Raw genomic sequence first — 17,269 nt, 5'->3', positions numbered from 1 at the left:
CTGCCGACTGGATCGATAGTTAGTGAGTTAGTTAGCTGACTTGGATGACGCTAGCACGGGTCTCCGGGGTGCTGTCTATAGTTGGTCGGGTGACTGACTCAGTTGAGCCCCGGGCCTCCCGAGGGGCCCGGGGAGCCGACAAGCGGCGGCGGCTCACCGCCGCCGCGGCCAAGGTCCTGCACGAGCAGGGCGTCGAACGGACCACCCTCGCCGACATCGCGCGCGTGGCCGGGGTCCCCGTCGGGAACGTCTACTACTACTTCAAGACCAAGGACGAACTCGTCCGGGCCGCACTCTCCGAGCACAGCGCGCACCTGGACGAGCTCACCCGCCGGCTGGACGAGCTGCCCGACCCGCTCGACCGGCTCAAGGCCCTGATCGAGGCCTGGGTCGGCCGGCGCGACATCGCCGCCCGGTACGGCTGCCCCACCGGCACCCTGGCCGTCGAACTCGACAAGCGCGCCGACGGGATGCTCGACGTGGAGGCCGGCGCGGTGATTCGGCGGCTGCTCGACTGGGCCGGGCACCAGTTCCGCGCCCTGGGCCTGCCCGACCCGGACGGCCTCGCCGTCACCCTCGTCGCCGGCTACCAGGGCATGTCACTCCTGGCCAACGCCCTGCGCGAGCCGGAGATCATGACCCGCGAGGGCGCGCGCCTCGTCCGCTGGCTCGACTCCTTGCAGGCTTCCGCCAGGCGCCCGTCCTGATCTCCGGTTCGCCGCGTCACGGTTCCCTCATCGCCGAGGGACAGGTCAGTAGTGATGCACGGTGCCGTAGGCGCTGTAGACGTACAGGGCGATCACGCCCACGACGCAGGCCATGATCACCCATGAGCCGAAACCGGTGTGCCTCTCCCTGCCGTTCCGTCGCTCGGACCTCCGGGACCGGGACCGCCGGGACCGCCGGGGACGCTGTGACCGCGCGGGCCGGTCGGACCGCCCGGACGCTGCCCGGCCCGGAGGCACCCGTACCGCGTCGGCCGCCGCCTCGGCCAGCAGGCGTCGGCAGGTCGCGGCGAGCGGGCCCATGCCGGCGGAGAGGGGCACCACGGCCTCCGAACGGGCCGGAGCGGTCGTGCCGCCGTCCAGGATGCGCCCGGCGCGTACGAGAACCTCGCCCGAGCCGCCCGCCGGGGCGAGGCTGATCCACCGCTCCACGTGCTCACCCCGGATGACCATTCCCCCGGACCGCTCCCGGTACACGGTGTGCTCCCGCCACAGCATCGCCGCCAACTCCTCTGCCGTGCCTCTCAGTTGTGCACCCACCAGCCATCCCCCCACCTCGCAGCGAATCGAACAAGCATCGAACTCTACTGGCGGGCCCAAACCCTGCGCGACCGGCGGTCGTCAGAGTTGCCGTCGAGGACGGGGGGGCTGCTGTGGACTTCGGGGTACTGGGCCCGCTGACCGTGCGGCGGGCCGGTCGTCTGGGCCAACTGACGGTCACGTCGTCCGGTACGGGCCGGCCTCGCTCAGCGCACCGGGAAGCCGAACGCGTACCCCTGCTCCTTCAGCCAGGGCAGGACCTCGCGCAGAGCGGCCACGGTCTCGGAGCGCTCTCCTCCAGCGTCGTGGAAGAGGACGGTCGGCCCGTTGGCGATCTCGCGCTTGACGGTGGCGACCATGGTGGCGGCACCGGGATGCTCGAAGTCCTTGGTGTCGACGTTCCAGCCGAGCGGCCGCATCCCGTGGGAGGCGGCGAGCTTCCGGCTGTACGGGGTAAACGCACCGCCCGGGGCCCGGTAGTACTGCGAACGGACACCTCCGGACGCCTTGATGATCATGCGTTCGGCGTCCAGGATCTGCTGCCGCTGATAGGCCTCGGACTTGGTGTCCATGGTCGTGTCGTGCGAGACGGTGTGGTTGCACAGCCGGTGGCCGTCCGCCACGACCGCCTTGACCAGGTCCGGGTAGGCCCGGGCCTGGGTGCCGACCATGCAGAACGTGGCCTTCACGCCCTGGTCCTTCAGCAGTCGCAGCACCTGCGGCGTCCAGACCGGGTCCGGCCCGTCGTCGATGGTGATGTTGACGCCCCGGTCCCCGCGGTCCGAGGCGTGCGCGATGTCCGCCTTCACCTTGGCCACGGGCCGGTCCTTGGCGTCCGGCGCGGAGACCCGGCCCTGCGGCGGGCGGGCGGTGGTGTCGGCCTGCGCGGTCCACACCGAGGTGGCGGCGGCCAGCGCCGTCACACCGAGCGCCGCCGCGAGGAGCCGGCTGTGCCAGGCCCTTCCCTTGTGCTTCGCCATGTCCGCCCGCCCCTTTTGCCGTCTCCGCCGATGTCGTGCACCCACCTAGACATGCGAAGGGCCCGGCGGGATGCCTCGGTTACCGTTCGCGGACACAGCTGCAGGCGGTCGGCGACAAACGGAGAGCCGGTCAGCGGTCGCCGTCCTCGGCGCGGGTGTGCGCGACCAGGGCGTTGGCGTGGCCGTGGCCCAGGCCGTGTTCCGACTTGAGCCAGGCGACCAGTTCCCCGTGCCTGGTCAGCGGGGAGGAGCGGATGAGGTCCTTCCACTCGGAGACCGGGCGGCCGTACTTCTTCTCGATCGAGGGGAAGTAGCTCGCAGGGCCCTTCACGGCGTCGGTCATGGGGTGTCCCGTCTGTTGTGGTGCGCATGATGTCGCGGGTATGACCGGTGCCGGACGGTGAAGTCATCGGTCTCCGGCCGCCGATCAGGTCACGACTCGGTCTCGCCGTAAGGCTCCGGCAGCTCCGAGTGGCTTGGAGGGCGGTGACCCCGGAGGGCGGGGCCCCCGGAGGGCGGGGCATCAAGGTCGTTGCTCACACTGGTACGGACGTGGCGTACGGGCGAGCGGGGGAGTCGAGAGTGGAGCCGAGGCCGGCGAATCGGACGGGGACCCGGCTGGAGGACCAGGTGAAGGACTGGTCCTCCCGGCACCGCACGTGGCTGGTGGCCGGGCTCTGGGCGGTGGTCGTGCTGCTGGTCGTCGGCTACTCGGTGCGGGAGCCGGTGAAGGACTGGTGGCTGGCGCGCGAGGCGTGCGGGGGCCAACTGCCCGCCGGGGAACTGGAGATCGTGCGGACGGACCTGCGGCTCGGGGAGGCGGAGGAGTCCTTCGACGCCGAGGACGGCACGTACAGCTGTGTGCTGAGGAACGAGAACGGCGGCCCCGTGGTCGCGGTCGACACCTACCCGGCGGGTCACGACCGTGACAGGGTGCTCGGGTTCGTGGGAACGTCCCGCCCGCCGGACGCCGTGCTGCCGGGCGGACTGCCCGGCTTCGAGGAGGACCCCGGCATCGTCCATCTGATGCCGGAATGCCCGCGTGGCGTCCTGTCGGCGGCGGAGAAGAAGGAAGCGAGGGCGGAAGCGGGCGAGAAGGAGAAGGCGGCCCCGGAGCGTCGCCGGCTGCTCGTGAGCACCAGGACGTACTCCGCCCACAGCCCTGCGGAGAAGGCGGCCATGCTGCGGCTCGCCGTCCACATGACGAACGCGGTGACCGAGAAGCTCGGCTGCGGCGGCGAGCCGCTGCCCGCCCCGTCGGACGGCGCGGTGCCGGACGAGGGGACGTACGTGCCCCGCGCCCGGGCGAAGGGCACCGCCTGCGACGCCCTCGCCACCACCCGCGTCCCGGAGGCGGGGCGCGACGGCGACGTGCGCATCGCCGTCGCCGACGGCGGGATCGTCGGCCGGTGCACCCTGCGCGCCACGGAGGCGTACCCGGACGCGCGAAAGGGTGCGTCGATCGTCGAGCTGACCTCCTGGCTCGGCGACTGGGGCCCGCTGGTCCGCGAGATGGGCTCGGACCCCGACCCTCTGCCGATGGGCCGGGGCGCCGCCCGGAGGCCCGCCCTCACCGAGCACCGGGCGTGGGCCGTCGCCAGGTGCGACGGGGACGACGTCGGCTTCGCCGCGCGCTGGGGTCAGGACTATCCCGACCGGCAGCGGAAGCCGGGCACGGCGTACGTGCCGCCGACCGAGGCCGAACGGTACGAGCAGCGCGTGCTGCTGCGCACGTACGTGTCCGCGTTCGCGGCGGATCAGGTACGGCGCGGGGCCTGCACGGACCTGAAGCTGCCCGAGAAGCCCAAGAAGCCGGAGAAGCCTGAGTAGGCGGAGCCGCCTGAGTAGGTGGAGCGGCTTGAGCAGGTGGAGCGGTCTGAGCAGGCGTGGGGCGGGGCGCGGGCCCCGGAGACACCGGAGGCCGACTCCGTTCTTTGCTCACTCTTTACCCGGATCGGAGCCGCTGCCGGGATGGCGACGCGGCGCGGGTGCGTTGGGGCCGGGTGGACCACCCCCACAACGGACAGGAACCAGACGTGACAGACGTGACAGACGTGACGGACCCGGCAGCCGCTGCGGCCCCGGCAGGTGCGCGGGACGCGGCGGAGGCGGACAGCGCCGCCGCCCGTGCGACGGCCACGCTCTCCCGCCCGTTCACGGTCCGCGGACTCACCTCCCGGAACCGGATCGCGATGGCGCCCATGACCCGGCAGTTCTCCCCGGACGGCGTTCCGGGGCAGGACGTGGCGGACTACTACACCCGGCGCGCCGCCGGTGACGTCGGGCTGATCATCACCGAGGGCACCTACGTCGACCACGAGTCCGCCGGGACCAGCGACCGGGTCCCGCGCTTCCACGGCGAGGCGGCGCTCGCGGGCTGGGGGCACGTCGCGGACTCCGTGCACCGGGCGGGCGGCGCGATCATTCCGCAGCTCTGGCACGTGGGCGTCACCCGCACCGAAGGCGCCGGGCCCGTCCCGGACGCCGAGCCGGTCGGCCCCTCGGGTCTGTCGCTGAGCGGTGAGCCCAAGGGCCGCGCCATGACGCAGAAGGACCTCGACGACGTCATCGCCGCCTTCGCCGACGCGGCCGCCGCCGCCGAGCGCCTCGGCTTCGACGGCGTCGAACTGCACGGCGCGCACGGCTACTTGATCGACCAGTTCCTGTGGTCCGGCAGCAACCGGCGTACCGACGCCTACGGTGGCGACCTGGTCGCCCGGACCCGGTTCGCCGCCGAGATCGTGGCCGCCTGCCGCGCCGCCGTCTCCGACGCCTTCCCCCTCTTCTTCCGGATGTCCCAGTGGAAGTCGGACAACTACGAGGCGAAGCTCGCCCGGACCCCGGAGGAACTGGACGCCCTGCTCACGCCGTTGGCCGAGGCCGGGGTCGACGTCTTCCACGCGTCCACCCGCCGCTACTGGCTGCCGGAGTTCGAGGGGTCCGACCTGAACCTGGCCGGCTGGGTGAAGAAGATCAGCGGCCGGCCGACCCTCACCGTCGGCTCGGTCGGCCTGGACGGCGACTTCTTCAGCGCCTTCCAGGGCAACGACTCCCGGGTCACCGGCATCGAGCAGCTGCTGGACCGGATGGAGCGCGACGAGTTCGACATGGTCGCCGTCGGCCGGGCGCTGATCTCCGACCCCGAGTGGGCGGCGAAGACCCTCGACGGGCGTACGGCGGACATCACCCCGTTCTCCGCGGAGATGCTGAAGACCCTGCACTGACGACCGGCGAGGCCCTCACCTCTGCGCCCTGTTCGCCGCCGCCGGGAGGTCCGCGCGGATCGCGGTGATCAGGGCGCGGCTGGCCTCGTGCGCGGCGGCGCTGCCCTCGGCGGGCGACGTACCGGCGCGCTGGTGCAGCACGACGCCGATGACCAGGCGATCGGCCCCGGCGACCTTCTGCCTGGTCGCCCAGACGAGGTTGCCGCCCGCCGGGGTGGACGAGCCGGTCTTCAGGCCGATGACCCCGTCGTGCCCGAGCAGCTTGTTGGTGTTGCGGAAGGTCACCCCGGCGCCCGGGGCCGTGACGGAGCCGGTCGCCACGATCTGCCGGAAGGCCGGGTCCCTCATGGCGGCCCGGGCCAGCCGCAGTTGGTCCGCCGCCGTGCTCCTCGTACTCGTCTCCATGCCGCTCACCCCGGTGTACGTGGTGGCGCGCATGCCGAGTCCGGCGGCGGTCCGGTTCATCTTCGCGACGAACGCCTTCTCGTCGCCCGCGTCCCAACGGGCCAGCAGCCGGGCCACGTTGTTGCCGGACGGCACCATCATCAGCTCCAGCAGCCGCCGTTGGGTGTACTTCCGCCCGGCGAGCACCGGGGCGGTCGTCTCGACGGAGGAGTACGACTCGTCGGCCGCCCGCTGATCGGCGACCACGGTCGCGCCGGGGACGTCGGCGCGCATCGGACGGTCCTTGAGGATCACGTAGGCCGTCATGACTTTGGTGACACTGGCGATCGGCACCGGCTTCTGCTCGCCCCGGGTGCCGAGGCTGCCGATCCCCTCGACCGCCACGCTCGCCTGCCCCTCGCGCGGCCAGGGCAGGTGCATCGACCGGGCGAGCGGCGCCACCCCCTCCCCCGGCCCCTCGCCGCCGCCGGACCCGGTCGCCGGCCCGCCGCCGCCGAACGCGTACCACCCTCCCGTGCCGGCCGCGAGGACCACGGCGGCGGTCAGCGGTACGAGGACCGGGCGGCGGAAGCGCACACCACTCCCGGCGGAAGGCGTGACAGTGGGCACACCGCTCCCGGCGGACGGGGTGGCAGTGGGGGCTTCGGGCATGGGCTCCTCCAGGTGACAGCGCGGTTTCCCGTACCGGAGTCACCTTCGAGGAGTCGTTCTTCCGGACCCGTACAGCACCGTTTCCGCCCCCGCGAGAGTGCGTTTCGGTTCCGTATCAGGCGGCGGGTGCGTGCGGAGCCAGGTCGAGGGTCGCGAGCGCTCCGCCGCCCGGGGCGTCGGCGAAGGCCAGCCGGGCGCCGAGCACCTCCGCCTGGCCCTGGGCGACCGTCAGGCCGAGACCGTGCCCCCGGCCGCGTTCGCTCGCGCCGGTGCGGAAGCGCTGCGGGCCCCGCTCCAGCAGGTCGGGCGGGAAGCCGGGGCCGTGGTCGCGTACGGCGATCCGCGCCCCGGTGACGGTCACCTCGACGGGGGCCGCGCCGTGCCGGTGGGCGTTGGCGACGAGGTTGACCACGATCCGCTCCACCCGGCGCGGGTCGGTCTCCACCACCTCCGCGTCCGCCACGGAGACACGGGTGTCCGTGCCCGTACGCCGCACCACGTCGGCGACCAGCTCGCCCAGCGGCACCGGGTCCAGGCGGGCCCGCTCGGCGCCCGCGTCCAGGCGCGAGATCTCCAACAGGTCCTCGACCAGCGCGTTCAGGGCCCGCAGCCGGTCCCGTACGAGACCGGCCGCCTCGTCGGTCTCGGGCAGCAGCCCGGCGGCGGTGACCAGGCCCATCAGCGGGGTGCGCAGTTCGTGCGCGACGTCGGCGGTGAAGCGCCGCTCGTTCTCCAGCTTGCGCTGGAGGGCGTCCGCCATGTCGTCGACGGCCGCCGACATCTCGGTGATCTCGTCACGGGCCCGCCCGGCGGGGCCGATCCGGGCGTCCAGGTCGCCGTCGGCGATCCGGCGGGCGGTACGGGCCCCGTGGCGCAGCCGCCGGTTGATCGGCTCGGTGGCGAGGGCGGCGAGCGGGACGACGAACAGGAGGGCGGCGAGGACGGACTTCACGATGGAGCGGTCCAGGAGCTGGAGGCTGCGGACCTCGGTGCTCATGTCGTCCCGCACGACGAAGATCCGGTCGTCGCCGACCGCCACCGCGCCCCACATCCAGTACCAGTTCGGCGGATCGGCGTCGTACCAGGTGGCGTATCCGCGGCCGGTGCCCGGCAGTTCGTCGCCGGTGACGTCGGCGAGGTCGCGCGCCAGCGGCTCCGGCAGCTCCGCCCTGGTCCGTACGTCGATGTCCGCCGGGGCCTTCCCCGTACGGTCGAACTCCCGCTCGGCGGCGATCAGCCGGGTCAGGGTCCGGTCGTTGCCGACGCGCAGGCCGCGTTCGCGGGTCGCGTCGTGCACCAGGAAGCCGATCACGGCGGCGACCGCGCAGCACGCGGCGGCGGCCAGTGCGGCGATCTTCCAGCGCAGGGCGCGGGGGTTGAGGAAGTCCACGGCGGTCGCCGGCCGCTCAGCCGCGGACGAGTTTGTAGCCGAAGCCGCGGACGGTCTCGATCCGTCCGCTGCCGATCTTCTTGCGCAGCCGCAGCACGCACAGGTCCACGACCCGGGTGTCGCCCTCCCAGCCGTAGTCCCACACGTCGCGCAGCAGCCGCCTGCGGTCGAGCACGGAGCCGGGCGCGGCGGCGAACTCCAGCAGCAGGCGGAGCTCGGTCGGCGTCAGCGACACGGTCTCGCCGGCCCGGCGCACCTCCATGCCGAGGGTGTCGACGGTCAGGTCGCCGAAGGTCAGGACATGGTCGGGGCCCCGGTCGGACTTCTTCGGCGCGCGTCCCTCCCGGTCCGGGCGGAAGGTGGCGCGGCGCAGCAGCGCGCGGATCCGGGCGACCATGACGGCGGTGTCGACGGGCTTGATCACATAGTCGTCGGCCCCCGCCTCCAGGCCCGCGACCACGTCGAGGGCGTCGCCGCGCGCCGACATCATCAGGACGGGTACGGGGCTCTCCTCGCGGATCCGGTGGCAGAGGCCGATGCCGTCGAGCTCGGGCAGCATCACATCGAGGATCAGCAGATCGTGCCCGCCCGCGCGGAACGCCTCCAGACCGCTGAGCCCGTCGGCGGCGACCGCGACCCGGTAGCCGTAGCGCTCCAGGGCCAGCTGGACGGCGCGGCGGATGGTGGCGTCGTCCTCGACCACAAGCACGCTGACGGGGGCCGGGCCCCGGGCTTCGGACACGCTGCCTACCTGGGCGTTCGAGGTCATCGGTCGGTCGCTCGCATCGTAGTCGGGGGAGGGCGGGTGGCCCGGTCACCGGCTCACCGGCTCACCGGCTCAGCCTGGCCGCTACGGGGAGGTGGTCGCTGCCGGTGGCGGGCAGGGTCCAGGCCGCGCGCGGGGTCATCCCCCGTACCAGTACGTCGTCGATGCGGGCCATCGGGAACGCGGCGGGCCAGGTGAACCCGAGGCCGGCGCCCGCCTCTCCCTGCGCGGACCGCAGCTGCGAGGTCACCGGGGCCAGCGCGCCGTCCCGGTACGTCCCGTTGAGGTCGCCCAGCACCACGACCCGGGGCGCGGTCTCCGCCCGGAGCGCGGCCGCCAGCTCCCGGGCCGCCTCGTTGCGGCGGCCCGTCGTGAAGCCCGCCGCCGAGACCCGTACCGACGCCAGATGGACCGCGTACACGGCCACGGGCGGTCCGTCCGGGGCCCGCACCGTGGCGCGCATCGCGCGGGTCCACGGCATGATCGGCACCTCCTTCACGTCCGCCAGCGGGTGCCTGCTCCAGATGCCGACGCCGCCGAGCACCGCGTGGTGCGGGTAGGCGGCGGCCAGCTCGCGGGAGTAGACGGGCGCCGACGCGTCGGACAGCTCTTCGAGCGCCAGCACGTCCGCGCCCGCCCCGGCGAGCACGCGCGCGGTGCCGGCCGGGTCGGTGTTCCCCTCGTCCACGTTGTGGCTGACCACCGTCAGATCGCCGCCGCCGGACCGCTTGTCGGTGAGGGCGCCGCCGAAGAGCGTGACCCACACGACGGCGGGCGCGAGGACGGCGACGGCGACGAGCCGGGACCGGAGTACGGCGGCGAGAACGAGCAGGACCGGCACGCCGAGGCCTGTCCAGGGCAGCAGCGTCTGGAAGAGGCTGCCCGCGTTGACGCCCGCGTTCGGGACCGATGCGTGCAGCGCCGTCGCCGCCGCCCAGGCGACCGCCCCGGCGGCGAGCCAACGGGCGGCGCGGCGGCGGGCGGCGGGCCCGGCGGGGGCGGGCGCGGTGGGGGCGGGCGTCGCGGAATCGGGTGTCGCGGGAACGGGCGCGGGCGCGGGCGGCGCGTTCGTGGCAGGCGCTGTGGCCTCGGGTGGGCTCAGCACGGCACAGGTCTCCTGACGGTCGTGCACACCGGCGATCGGGTACGCCGACAGCCTCCGGGAACGCCGCTTCCGGCCGGTCAGGGGCGTGCTTCGAGCACCGCGCGGCTCTGTTTCAGGTACGTATCGGCCCAGTGCGCGGCTCCGGGGTGCTCGGCGCTCTCCCGGCCGCCCCGGTCGAACTCCTCCGTGAACGCCGTTCCGCCCAGGACGTCCCGCGCCGCCGCCGTGACGCGGTCGACGTCGGCGCGTTCGGCGGGCGGCAGCGGGGCTCCGGCACGGCGGCGGGCAGCGGCGGCCGCGCCGAGGAGCCGGGCGGCGCGGACGGCGTCCGGCGTGCGCCCCGCCAGGGCCGCCGCCCCGGCCAGGCCCTCCAGCGACAGGGCCAGGGCGCGCGGCTCGGCGAGGGCCAGGGCGATGTCCAGGCCGCGCAGATGGTGGGCGGCGGCCCGGTCCGCCTCGCCCCGGAGTTCGGCGATGAAGCCGAGCTCCGCACAGACCAGGTGGTCGCCCGCCCGGGACGACACGGCGGCGAACCCGTCGCGGATCCGCAGGAGGTGCGCCTCGGCGGCGTCGAGGTCGCCGGAGCGGCGGGCGCCGAGAGCGAGGCCCATCCCGGAGTGGATCTCGCCGTACGTGTAGCCCTGCTCGGCGGCGATGCGCCGCGCCCGCTCGTGCAGATCGCGGGCCCGGTCCCAGTCGCGGGCGAGCAGCGCCAGCCGGCCGAGCCCGGAGAGCCGGGCCGACACCTCCGCCTCCAGACCCAGCTCCCGCGCCATGCGCAGGCCCTCGTGCTGCCGTTGCCCGGCCTCCTCGTACGCGCCCTTGATCTCGGCGAGCGCCGCGAGCGGTGACACGGTCTGCAACTCGCCCCAGCGGTCGCCCAGTTCGCGGAAGAGCGCGGCGCTGCGACGTCCGTCGCGGCCGAGTGCGTCGAGGTCCCCGCCGACCAGCGCGAGCGCCGACCGCAGGCCGAGCGCGGCCGCGGTGCCCCAGGAGTCGTCCGCCGCGGCGAAGAGGGCGAGCGCGCGGGCGTTCAGCGCCTCGCCCCCGGCCGTGTCGCCCGCGCTGAACAGGCCGTACGCGCACAGCCAGAGCGCGCGGGCCCGCCGCACGGGGTCGGGAACGTCCTCGGCGGCGGCCTCGATGCCGGCCGCAGCGCTGAGCCCGGGCTCGGCCTTGGACTCGGACTCGGGCCCGGACGTTCCCCCCGCACCTCCGGTCAGCAGGGTGAACGCCCGGTGCAGCAGGGCGAGTTCGGGCGCTCCGGCAACTTCTCCCGGCACCGCCGCCAGGACCGCGTGCAGGCTGCGGCGGGCCTCGGTGAGGCGGCCGCGCAGCAGCCACCACCAGGCCAGGGCGGTGGCCGGCCGCACGGCCTCGTCCGCCGCGCCCGGGGTGGTCGGCGCACGGCGCACCGCCTCGTCGAGGGCCGCCCGCAGATTCCCGGCCTCGGCGTCCAGCCGGTCCAGCCAGGGGCGTTGCTCCGCGCCGCGCAGATGAGGCTCGGCGCGCACCGCGAACGCGAGGTAGTGGCGGAGGTGACGTTCGCGTACCGCCGCCAGGCCCTCCGTCGCGTGCAGGTGCTCCGTCGCGTACGCGGCGACGGACTCCAGGAGCCGGTAGCGCGGCCCGTCCGGACCGTTCACCACGACCACGAGCGACCGGTCGACGAGCCGCCCGACGAGGTCGGGCACATCCTCCCGGGACACCCCGTCCCCCGCGCAGACCGCCTCGGCCGCCGCGAGGTCGCAGCCGTCGCGGTGGACGGCGAGGCGGCGCAGGACGATGCGTTCGGGTTCGCCGAGCAGCTCCCAGCTCCAGTCGATCACCGCCCGCAGGGTCTGCTGTCGGGCCGGAGCGCCCCGCTGTCCGGTGGACAGGACCCGGAAGCGGTCACCCAGCCGCGCCGCCAACTCCCGTACCCCCAGAGCCCTTACGCGGGTGGCGGCGAGCTCCAGCGCCAGCGGGATGCCGTCGAGGCGGCGGCAGATCTCGGCGACGGCCTCGCGCTCGGGCCCGTCCGGATCGCGCGGGAAGCCGGGGGCCGAGGCCCCGGCCCGCTCCACGAACAGCCGGACGGCCTCGGCGGGCGGGAGCGGCTCGACCAGGAACACCGCCTCGCCCGCCAGGCCGAGGGGCTCCTGGCCGGTGGCGAGGACGCGCAGCCCGGGGGCGGTGCGCAGGAGCAGTTCGGCGAGTCCGGCGGCGGCGTCCACGACGTGCTCGCAGTTGTCCAGGACCAGCAGGGTCCGGCGGTCGCGCAGGGCGGCGGCCAGCCGGTGCGGCAGGGAACGGGTTCCGGCGCCCGCGCCCGGTGCGGCGCCCGGGGCGGCGTCCCGGATGCCGAGGGTGGCGGCGACGATCTCGGCGAGGTCGGCGGTCGTGCCCGTACGGACACCCGCGAACTCGACGAACCAGACGCCGTCCCCCGGGCCGTCCGCCGCGGCGCGGTCCTTCTCGGCGGTGGCCGCGGCGACCGCCAGCCGGGTCTTGCCGACCCCGCCGGGCCCGGTGAGGGTCACCAGCCGTTCACCGGCGAGGAGTTCGGAGAGCCGGGCGAGCGCCGGACGGCGACCGACCAGCGGGGTGAGAGGCAGCGGAAGGTTCCCCTGAGGTGCCGGGGAGACCCGAGGCGCGTGCCGCACCTCAGGTGTCTCAGGTGCCTGAGGTGTCTCAGGTGCCTGAAGTGCCTGAGGCACCTGCGGCGCCTGCGAGACCCGAGCAGCCACGGAAACCCCCCGCAGCAACTCCGGGTCCTGCCGCAGCACCGCCAGCCGCAGCGCTCCGAGTTCGGGCCCGGGGTCCACGCCCAGCTCATCGGCGAGGCGGCCCCGGAGGTCGTCGTACGTCGCGAGGGCCTCGCTCTGGCGTCCCGCCGAGTACAGCGCCCGCATCTGCACCGCGCGCAGCCGCTCCCGCAGCGGGTGCCGGGCCACGAGATCGGCCAGTTCCCCGGCGAGCAGCACCCGGTCCCCCGCCTCCCAGCGGGCCTCCGCCTGCTCCTCCAGCACGGACAGCCGCTGTTCCGCGAGGCGTTGGGCGGCCTCGCGGGCGAACGGGGCGTCCGCGAAGTCCGCGTAGGCGGGGCCCCGCCACAGCCCCAGGGCCTCGGTGAGCAGCGCGGCCCGCGCGCGGGGGTCCCGTACGGGGCGGGCCTCGGTCACCAGGGCCCGGAACCGGTCGGCGTCCACCTCGTCCGTACCGCGCTCCAGCCGCAGCCGGTAGCCCGGGGGCTGCCGCACCACGCGGTCGCGGCCGAGCACCCGGCGCAGCTGGGAGACCTTGGCCTGGAGCGCGCCCGAGGGCCGGCCGGGCGGCGCGTCGTCCCAGAGGTCGTGGATGAGCCGGTCGGCGGAGACCGGGCCGCCGTCGTGGACGAGGAGGTCCGCCAGCAGGGCCCGGACCTTGCGCTCGGGGACGGTGATGTCACGTCCCTCGACATCCCCCACCACCAGTGGGCCGAGCACCCCGAACCGCATACGGGTCACCGTACATGCGAGGAAAGGGCTGGTCGCGGGCGTTCCCGAAGAACTCCCGAAGGTTTCCCGAAGCCCTTCGGCGCACCCTCGTGCTCGCCCGCAGAGGCCCACCACGTACCGGGAGACCAGGAGCCGACCCCATGAGCACCGCACCCGACGCCACCACCACCACCGCCTCCGCCGGGACGCCCGCGGCGCCCGAGCCCAGCAGCGGGGAGCGGGCGCAGCAGAAACTCCCGCTGTTCGCGCTGCTCGCCCTCGCCACCGCCGTCTTCATCACCAGCCTCACCGAGACCCTGCCCGCAGGTCTGCTCCCGGCCATGAGCGACGACCTCCGGGTGAGCGAGTCCGCGACCGGGCAGACGGTCACGGTCTACGCGATCGGCACCGCCCTCACCGCGATCCCCCTGACGGCGGCCACGGCCGGCTGGCGGCGCAAGCGGCTGCTCCTCGCCGCGATGGCCGGCTTCGCCCTCGCCAACACCGTGACCGCCGTGTCGTCCAGTTACGGACTGACCATGGCGGCCCGGTTCGTCGCCGGGGTCGCGGCCGGGCTGGCCTGGGCGCTGCTCGCCGGATACGCGCGGCGCATGGCTCCGGTCCACCTCCAGGGCAAGGCCATCGCCATCGCCATGGCCGGTATCCCGGTCGCGCTCTCGCTCGGCGTGCCCGCCGGGACCTTCCTCGGCGACGCGCTCGGCTGGCGGGCCGCGTTCCTCTCCATGACCGGGCTCACCGTGCTGCTCCTGGCCTGGATCCACACGGCCGTGCCGGACTTCCCCGGGCAGGCGCGCGGCGAACGGCCGAGGATGCTGCGGACCCTGCGCGTCCCGGGAGTGAGCCCGGTCCTGTTCGTCACGCTGGTCTTCGTCCTGGCCCACACCATCCTGTACGCGTACATCGCCGCGTACCTGGAGGACCTCGGCCTCGGCGGCTCCACCGGCCTGGTCCTCCTCGTCTTCGGCGCCGCCTCGCTGGCGAGCATCTGGATCACCGGCGTCCTGATCCACGACCGGCTGCGCGGCCTCACCGTCGCGGGCGCCCTGCTGGTCGCCGTCGCCGCCGCTCTGCTGGCCGTGCTCTCCGACAGCACCGCTCTCGTCTTCACCGCCGCCGCCCTGTGGGGCCTGGGCTGGGGCGGCTTCCCCACCCTGCTCCAGACCGCCGTGGCCGACGCGGGCGGCAAGTCCGCCGACGCGGCGCAGGCGATGCTGGTCACGCTCTGGAACGCCGCCATGGCGGGCGGCGGCATCGTCGGCGGGATCCTCCTCGACTCCGCCGGCAGCGCATCCTTCCCCCGGGCCGTCCTGCTGCTCCTGCTGCCGGTGATCGCGGTCGTCCTGTACGCCCGCGACGCGGGCTTCCCGGCCCGGCGGAACGTCACCGCGCCGACCGCCGGAAGCGAGGACCCGGCATGAGCGGAACACCGACGCACCGGCCCCGGCAGGTCCACCTCGCCGCGCAGCTGCCCGGCATCCACAACGTGACGGTCTGGTCGGATCCCCGGTCGGAGAGCCAGATCGCGATCGACTCCTTCGTCCGGCTCGCGCAGACCGCCGAACGCGGAAAGTTCGACTTCTTCTTCCTCGCCGAGGGGCTGCGGCTGCGCGAACACCGGGGCCGGATCTACGACCTGGACATCGCGGGCCGCCCGGAGAACCTCACGATGCTCGGCGCGCTGGCCGCCGTCACCACCCGCCTCGGGCTCGCCGCCACGGTCAACGCGACCTTCAACGAGCCGTACGAGGTGGCGCGCCGGTTCGCGACCCTCGACCGGCTCAGCGGCGGGCGGGCCGCCTGGAACGTGGTCACCAGTCACGACGCGTTCACCGGCGAGAACTTCCGCCGGGGCGGCTTCCTGCCGGAGGCCGACCGGTACGGCCGGGCCGCCGAATTCCTGGCCGTGGCCCGTACGTTGTGGGACAGCTGGCCGGACGGCGACCTGCGCGCCGACGCGGCGGCGGGCGAGTTCGTCCGGGCCGGAGCGGGCCGGTTCGCCCACCACGGGCGGCACTTCGACATCGCGGGCCGGTTCACCACCCCGCCGGGGCCGCAGGGGCACCCGGTCGTCATCCAGTCCGGCGAGTCCGACGCGGGCCGCGAGTTCGCCGCCTCCGACGCCGACGTCGTCTTCAGCAAGCACAACCGACTCGGCCCGGCCCGGGACTTCTACCGGGATGTGAAGCGGCGGCTGGCCCGGTACGGGCGGGCGCCGGACGAGCTGAAGATCCTGCCCACCGCCAACGCGGTCGTCGCCGACACCGACGAGGAGGCGGTGGCGTACGCGCGGGAGATCGGCCGCGAGCTGGTGAGCCCGCAGACCGCCATCGCCCATCTGGAGGCCGTCTGGGGCCGCGACCTGTCCGGCTACGACCCGGACGGGCCGCTGCCCGAGGTCGAGCCGGAGGACGACGCGCACTTTCTGAAGGGGCACTCGGTGTTCCGCAGGGGGCGGGCCGAGACGGCCCGGAAGTGGCGCGCGCTGGCCGAGGAACGCGGCCTGTCCATACGGGAGTTGGTTATCGAGGTCGGCGGCCGGCCGACGTTCGTCGGCAGTCCGCGCACGGTCGCGGACGCCATCGACCACTTCGTGCGGACGGAGGGCGCCGACGGCTTCGTCCTCGTACCGCATCTGACGCCCGGCGGCCTGGACGACGTGGTGGACCGGGTGGTGTCGCTGCTCCAGGAGAAGGGCGTGTTCCGCGAGGACTACACGGGAACGACGCTGCGGGATCACCTCGGCCTGCCCTCGACCGAAGAGAAGCTGGAACAGAAGGAGAGGCCCGCATGACCGGCGCCCCACTGCATCTCGCCGTCGCGCTCGACGGCGCGGGCTGGCACCCCGCCGCCTGGCGGGCCGCCGGAGCCCGGCCCGGAGAGCTGCTCTCGGCCGCGTACTGGGCCGGTCTGGTCGCCGAGGCCGAGCGCGGGCTGCTCGACTACGTCACCTTCGAGGACGCCCTCGGTCTCCAGTCCGCCGCCTTCCACCGGCCCGACGACCGCACCGACCAGGTGCGGGGCAGCATGGACGCGGTGCTGCTCGCGGCCCACCTCGCGCCGCTCACCACGCACATCGGGCTGGTCCCCACCACGAACGTCACGCACACCGAGCCGTTCCACGTCGGCATCGGCATCGCCACGCTCGACCATGCGAGCGGGGGCCGTGCGGGGTGGCGGCCGCAGATCTCCTCCCGCGCCGCCGACGCCCGGCACTTCGGCCGACGGACCACCCCGCAGCTCACCGACGACGACGTGACCGACCCGGAGCTGATCGCCGCCCGACTGAGCCCGCTGTTCTCGGAGGGCACGGAGGCGGTGGAGGCCGTGCGACGGCTGTGGGACAGCTGGGAGGACGACGCGGAGATACGGGACGCGGCCACGGGCCGCTTCCTGGACCGCGACAAGGTGCACCACATCGACTTCGCGGGCACGCACTTCTCCGTCAAGGGCCCCTCGATCACACCGCGTTCACCGCAGGGCGCGCCGCCGGTGGTGAGCCTGGCGCACGCCTCGGTGCCGTACGCGTTCGCGGCGTCGGCCTCGGACGTCGTCCACATCACGCCGCACGACCGGGCGGGGGTCGCGGCGGTCCTCGCGGAGGTCGGCGCGGCGGTGGAGCGTGCCGGCCGCGACGTACGGGAGCGGCCGCTGCTGCGCTTCGCCGATCTGGTGGTCCTGCTGGACGAGCAGCCGGGAGAGGCCGCGCGCCGCAAGGAGCGTCTGGACGAATGGGCCGGGGCCCGGCTCGCCTCCGACGCCGCGGTCTTCACCGGCACGCCCGGCGACCTGGCCGAACTGCTGCTGGACTGGTGCGGAGCCGGGCTCGACGGCTTCCGGCTCCGCCCCGGCGTCCTGCCGCACGACCTCACCGCGATCACCCGCGGCCTGGTGCCGGAGCTCCAGCGGCGCGGCGCGTTCCGGACGGCGTACGGCGCGACGACGCTCCGCGGCCACCTGGGTCTGGCCCGGCCCAGGAGCCGTTACGCGGCGGCGGGTTGACCTCC

Annotated in this window: 14 protein-coding genes; 6 read left to right on the top strand and 8 right to left on the bottom strand. The window is 74.4% G+C overall.

Annotated features, from left to right (window positions below; all coding sequences use genetic code 11):
• The first annotated feature begins 89 nt into the window (after positions 1-89).
• The gene (locus ACSMXR_RS19330) at positions 90-707 is read left to right on the top strand and encodes a TetR/AcrR family transcriptional regulator (protein ID WP_473169508.1); all 618 of its coding nucleotides are present in this window, start codon (positions 90-92) and stop codon (positions 705-707) included.
• Positions 708-752: 45 nt separating this feature from the next.
• Here ACSMXR_RS19330 and ACSMXR_RS19325 read toward each other — a convergent pair whose 3' ends face one another.
• The 3 genes from ACSMXR_RS19325 to ACSMXR_RS19315 form a co-directional block, all read right to left on the bottom strand.
• Positions 753-1,223, bottom strand: coding sequence for a hypothetical protein (locus ACSMXR_RS19325; RefSeq protein WP_218526512.1), 471 nt, complete (start codon positions 1,221-1,223; stop codon positions 753-755).
• 248 nt (positions 1,224-1,471) lie between these two features.
• Positions 1,472-2,245: a polysaccharide deacetylase family protein gene (locus ACSMXR_RS19320; protein WP_137229776.1), complete on the bottom strand. Its 774-nt coding sequence runs from the start codon at positions 2,243-2,245 to the stop codon at positions 1,472-1,474.
• A gap of 130 nt (positions 2,246-2,375) precedes the next feature.
• Positions 2,376-2,588, bottom strand: coding sequence for a DUF4287 domain-containing protein (locus ACSMXR_RS19315; protein WP_137229774.1), 213 nt, complete (start codon positions 2,586-2,588; stop codon positions 2,376-2,378).
• Positions 2,589-2,827: 239 nt separating this feature from the next.
• Here ACSMXR_RS19315 and ACSMXR_RS19310 point away from each other — a divergent pair, with 239 nt between their 5' ends.
• Both ACSMXR_RS19310 and ACSMXR_RS19305 read left to right on the top strand, forming a co-directional pair.
• The gene (locus tag ACSMXR_RS19310) at positions 2,828-4,075 is read left to right on the top strand and encodes a hypothetical protein (RefSeq protein ID WP_473169507.1); all 1,248 of its coding nucleotides are present in this window, start codon (positions 2,828-2,830) and stop codon (positions 4,073-4,075) included.
• Positions 4,076-4,299: 224 nt separating this feature from the next.
• Positions 4,300-5,469, top strand: a complete 1,170-nt coding sequence (locus ACSMXR_RS19305; RefSeq protein WP_473172404.1) for an NADH:flavin oxidoreductase — start codon at positions 4,300-4,302, stop codon at positions 5,467-5,469.
• Between the two features lie 15 nt (positions 5,470-5,484).
• Here the strand turns inward: ACSMXR_RS19305 and ACSMXR_RS19300 are convergent, their stop codons facing one another.
• The 5 genes from ACSMXR_RS19300 to ACSMXR_RS19280 all read right to left on the bottom strand — a co-directional run bounded on the left by ACSMXR_RS19300 (position 5,485) and on the right by ACSMXR_RS19280 (position 13,265).
• The gene (locus ACSMXR_RS19300) at positions 5,485-6,450 is read right to left on the bottom strand and encodes a D-alanyl-D-alanine carboxypeptidase family protein (RefSeq protein ID WP_473172403.1); all 966 of its coding nucleotides are present in this window, start codon (positions 6,448-6,450) and stop codon (positions 5,485-5,487) included.
• Between the two features lie 190 nt (positions 6,451-6,640).
• On the bottom strand, positions 6,641-7,915 hold the full coding sequence (locus ACSMXR_RS19295; protein WP_473169506.1) for an ATP-binding protein: 1,275 nt from the start codon (positions 7,913-7,915) through the stop codon (positions 6,641-6,643).
• 16 nt (positions 7,916-7,931) lie between these two features.
• Entirely contained in the window at positions 7,932-8,684 is a 753-nt protein-coding gene (gene cseB / locus ACSMXR_RS19290; RefSeq protein WP_473169505.1) for a two-component system response regulator CseB, read from the bottom strand.
• Between the two features lie 61 nt (positions 8,685-8,745).
• Complete coding sequence (locus ACSMXR_RS19285; RefSeq protein ID WP_473172402.1) at positions 8,746-9,783, bottom strand: endonuclease/exonuclease/phosphatase family protein; 1,038 nt, start codon at positions 9,781-9,783, stop codon at positions 8,746-8,748.
• A gap of 80 nt (positions 9,784-9,863) precedes the next feature.
• Entirely contained in the window at positions 9,864-13,265 is a 3,402-nt protein-coding gene (locus ACSMXR_RS19280; RefSeq protein ID WP_473169504.1) for an AfsR/SARP family transcriptional regulator, read from the bottom strand.
• A gap of 140 nt (positions 13,266-13,405) precedes the next feature.
• Here ACSMXR_RS19280 and ACSMXR_RS19275 point away from each other — a divergent pair, with 140 nt between their 5' ends.
• The 3 genes from ACSMXR_RS19275 to ACSMXR_RS19265 are packed head-to-tail and all read left to right on the top strand — an operon-like array spanning position 13,406 to position 17,264.
• The gene (locus ACSMXR_RS19275; protein ID WP_473169503.1) at positions 13,406-14,683 is read left to right on the top strand and encodes an MFS transporter; all 1,278 of its coding nucleotides are present in this window, start codon (positions 13,406-13,408) and stop codon (positions 14,681-14,683) included.
• Positions 14,680-16,056 carry an NtaA/DmoA family FMN-dependent monooxygenase gene (locus ACSMXR_RS19270; RefSeq protein ID WP_473169502.1) on the top strand — a complete coding sequence of 459 codons (1,377 nt, stop codon included), beginning with the start codon at positions 14,680-14,682 and terminating at the stop codon, positions 16,054-16,056. The genes ACSMXR_RS19275 and ACSMXR_RS19270 overlap by 4 nt, the downstream gene beginning before the upstream one ends.
• On the top strand, positions 16,053-17,264 hold the full coding sequence (locus tag ACSMXR_RS19265) for an LLM class flavin-dependent oxidoreductase (protein ID WP_473169501.1): 1,212 nt from the start codon (positions 16,053-16,055) through the stop codon (positions 17,262-17,264). Before ACSMXR_RS19270 ends, ACSMXR_RS19265 begins: the two co-directional genes overlap by 4 nt.
• The last annotated feature ends 5 nt before the right edge of the window (positions 17,265-17,269 follow it).

It is taken from the genome of Streptomyces sp. DSM 106670, from assembly GCF_055792845.1.
Note: the sequence above shows the minus strand (reverse complement) of the source record. Positions and strands in the feature narration are given on the sequence as shown.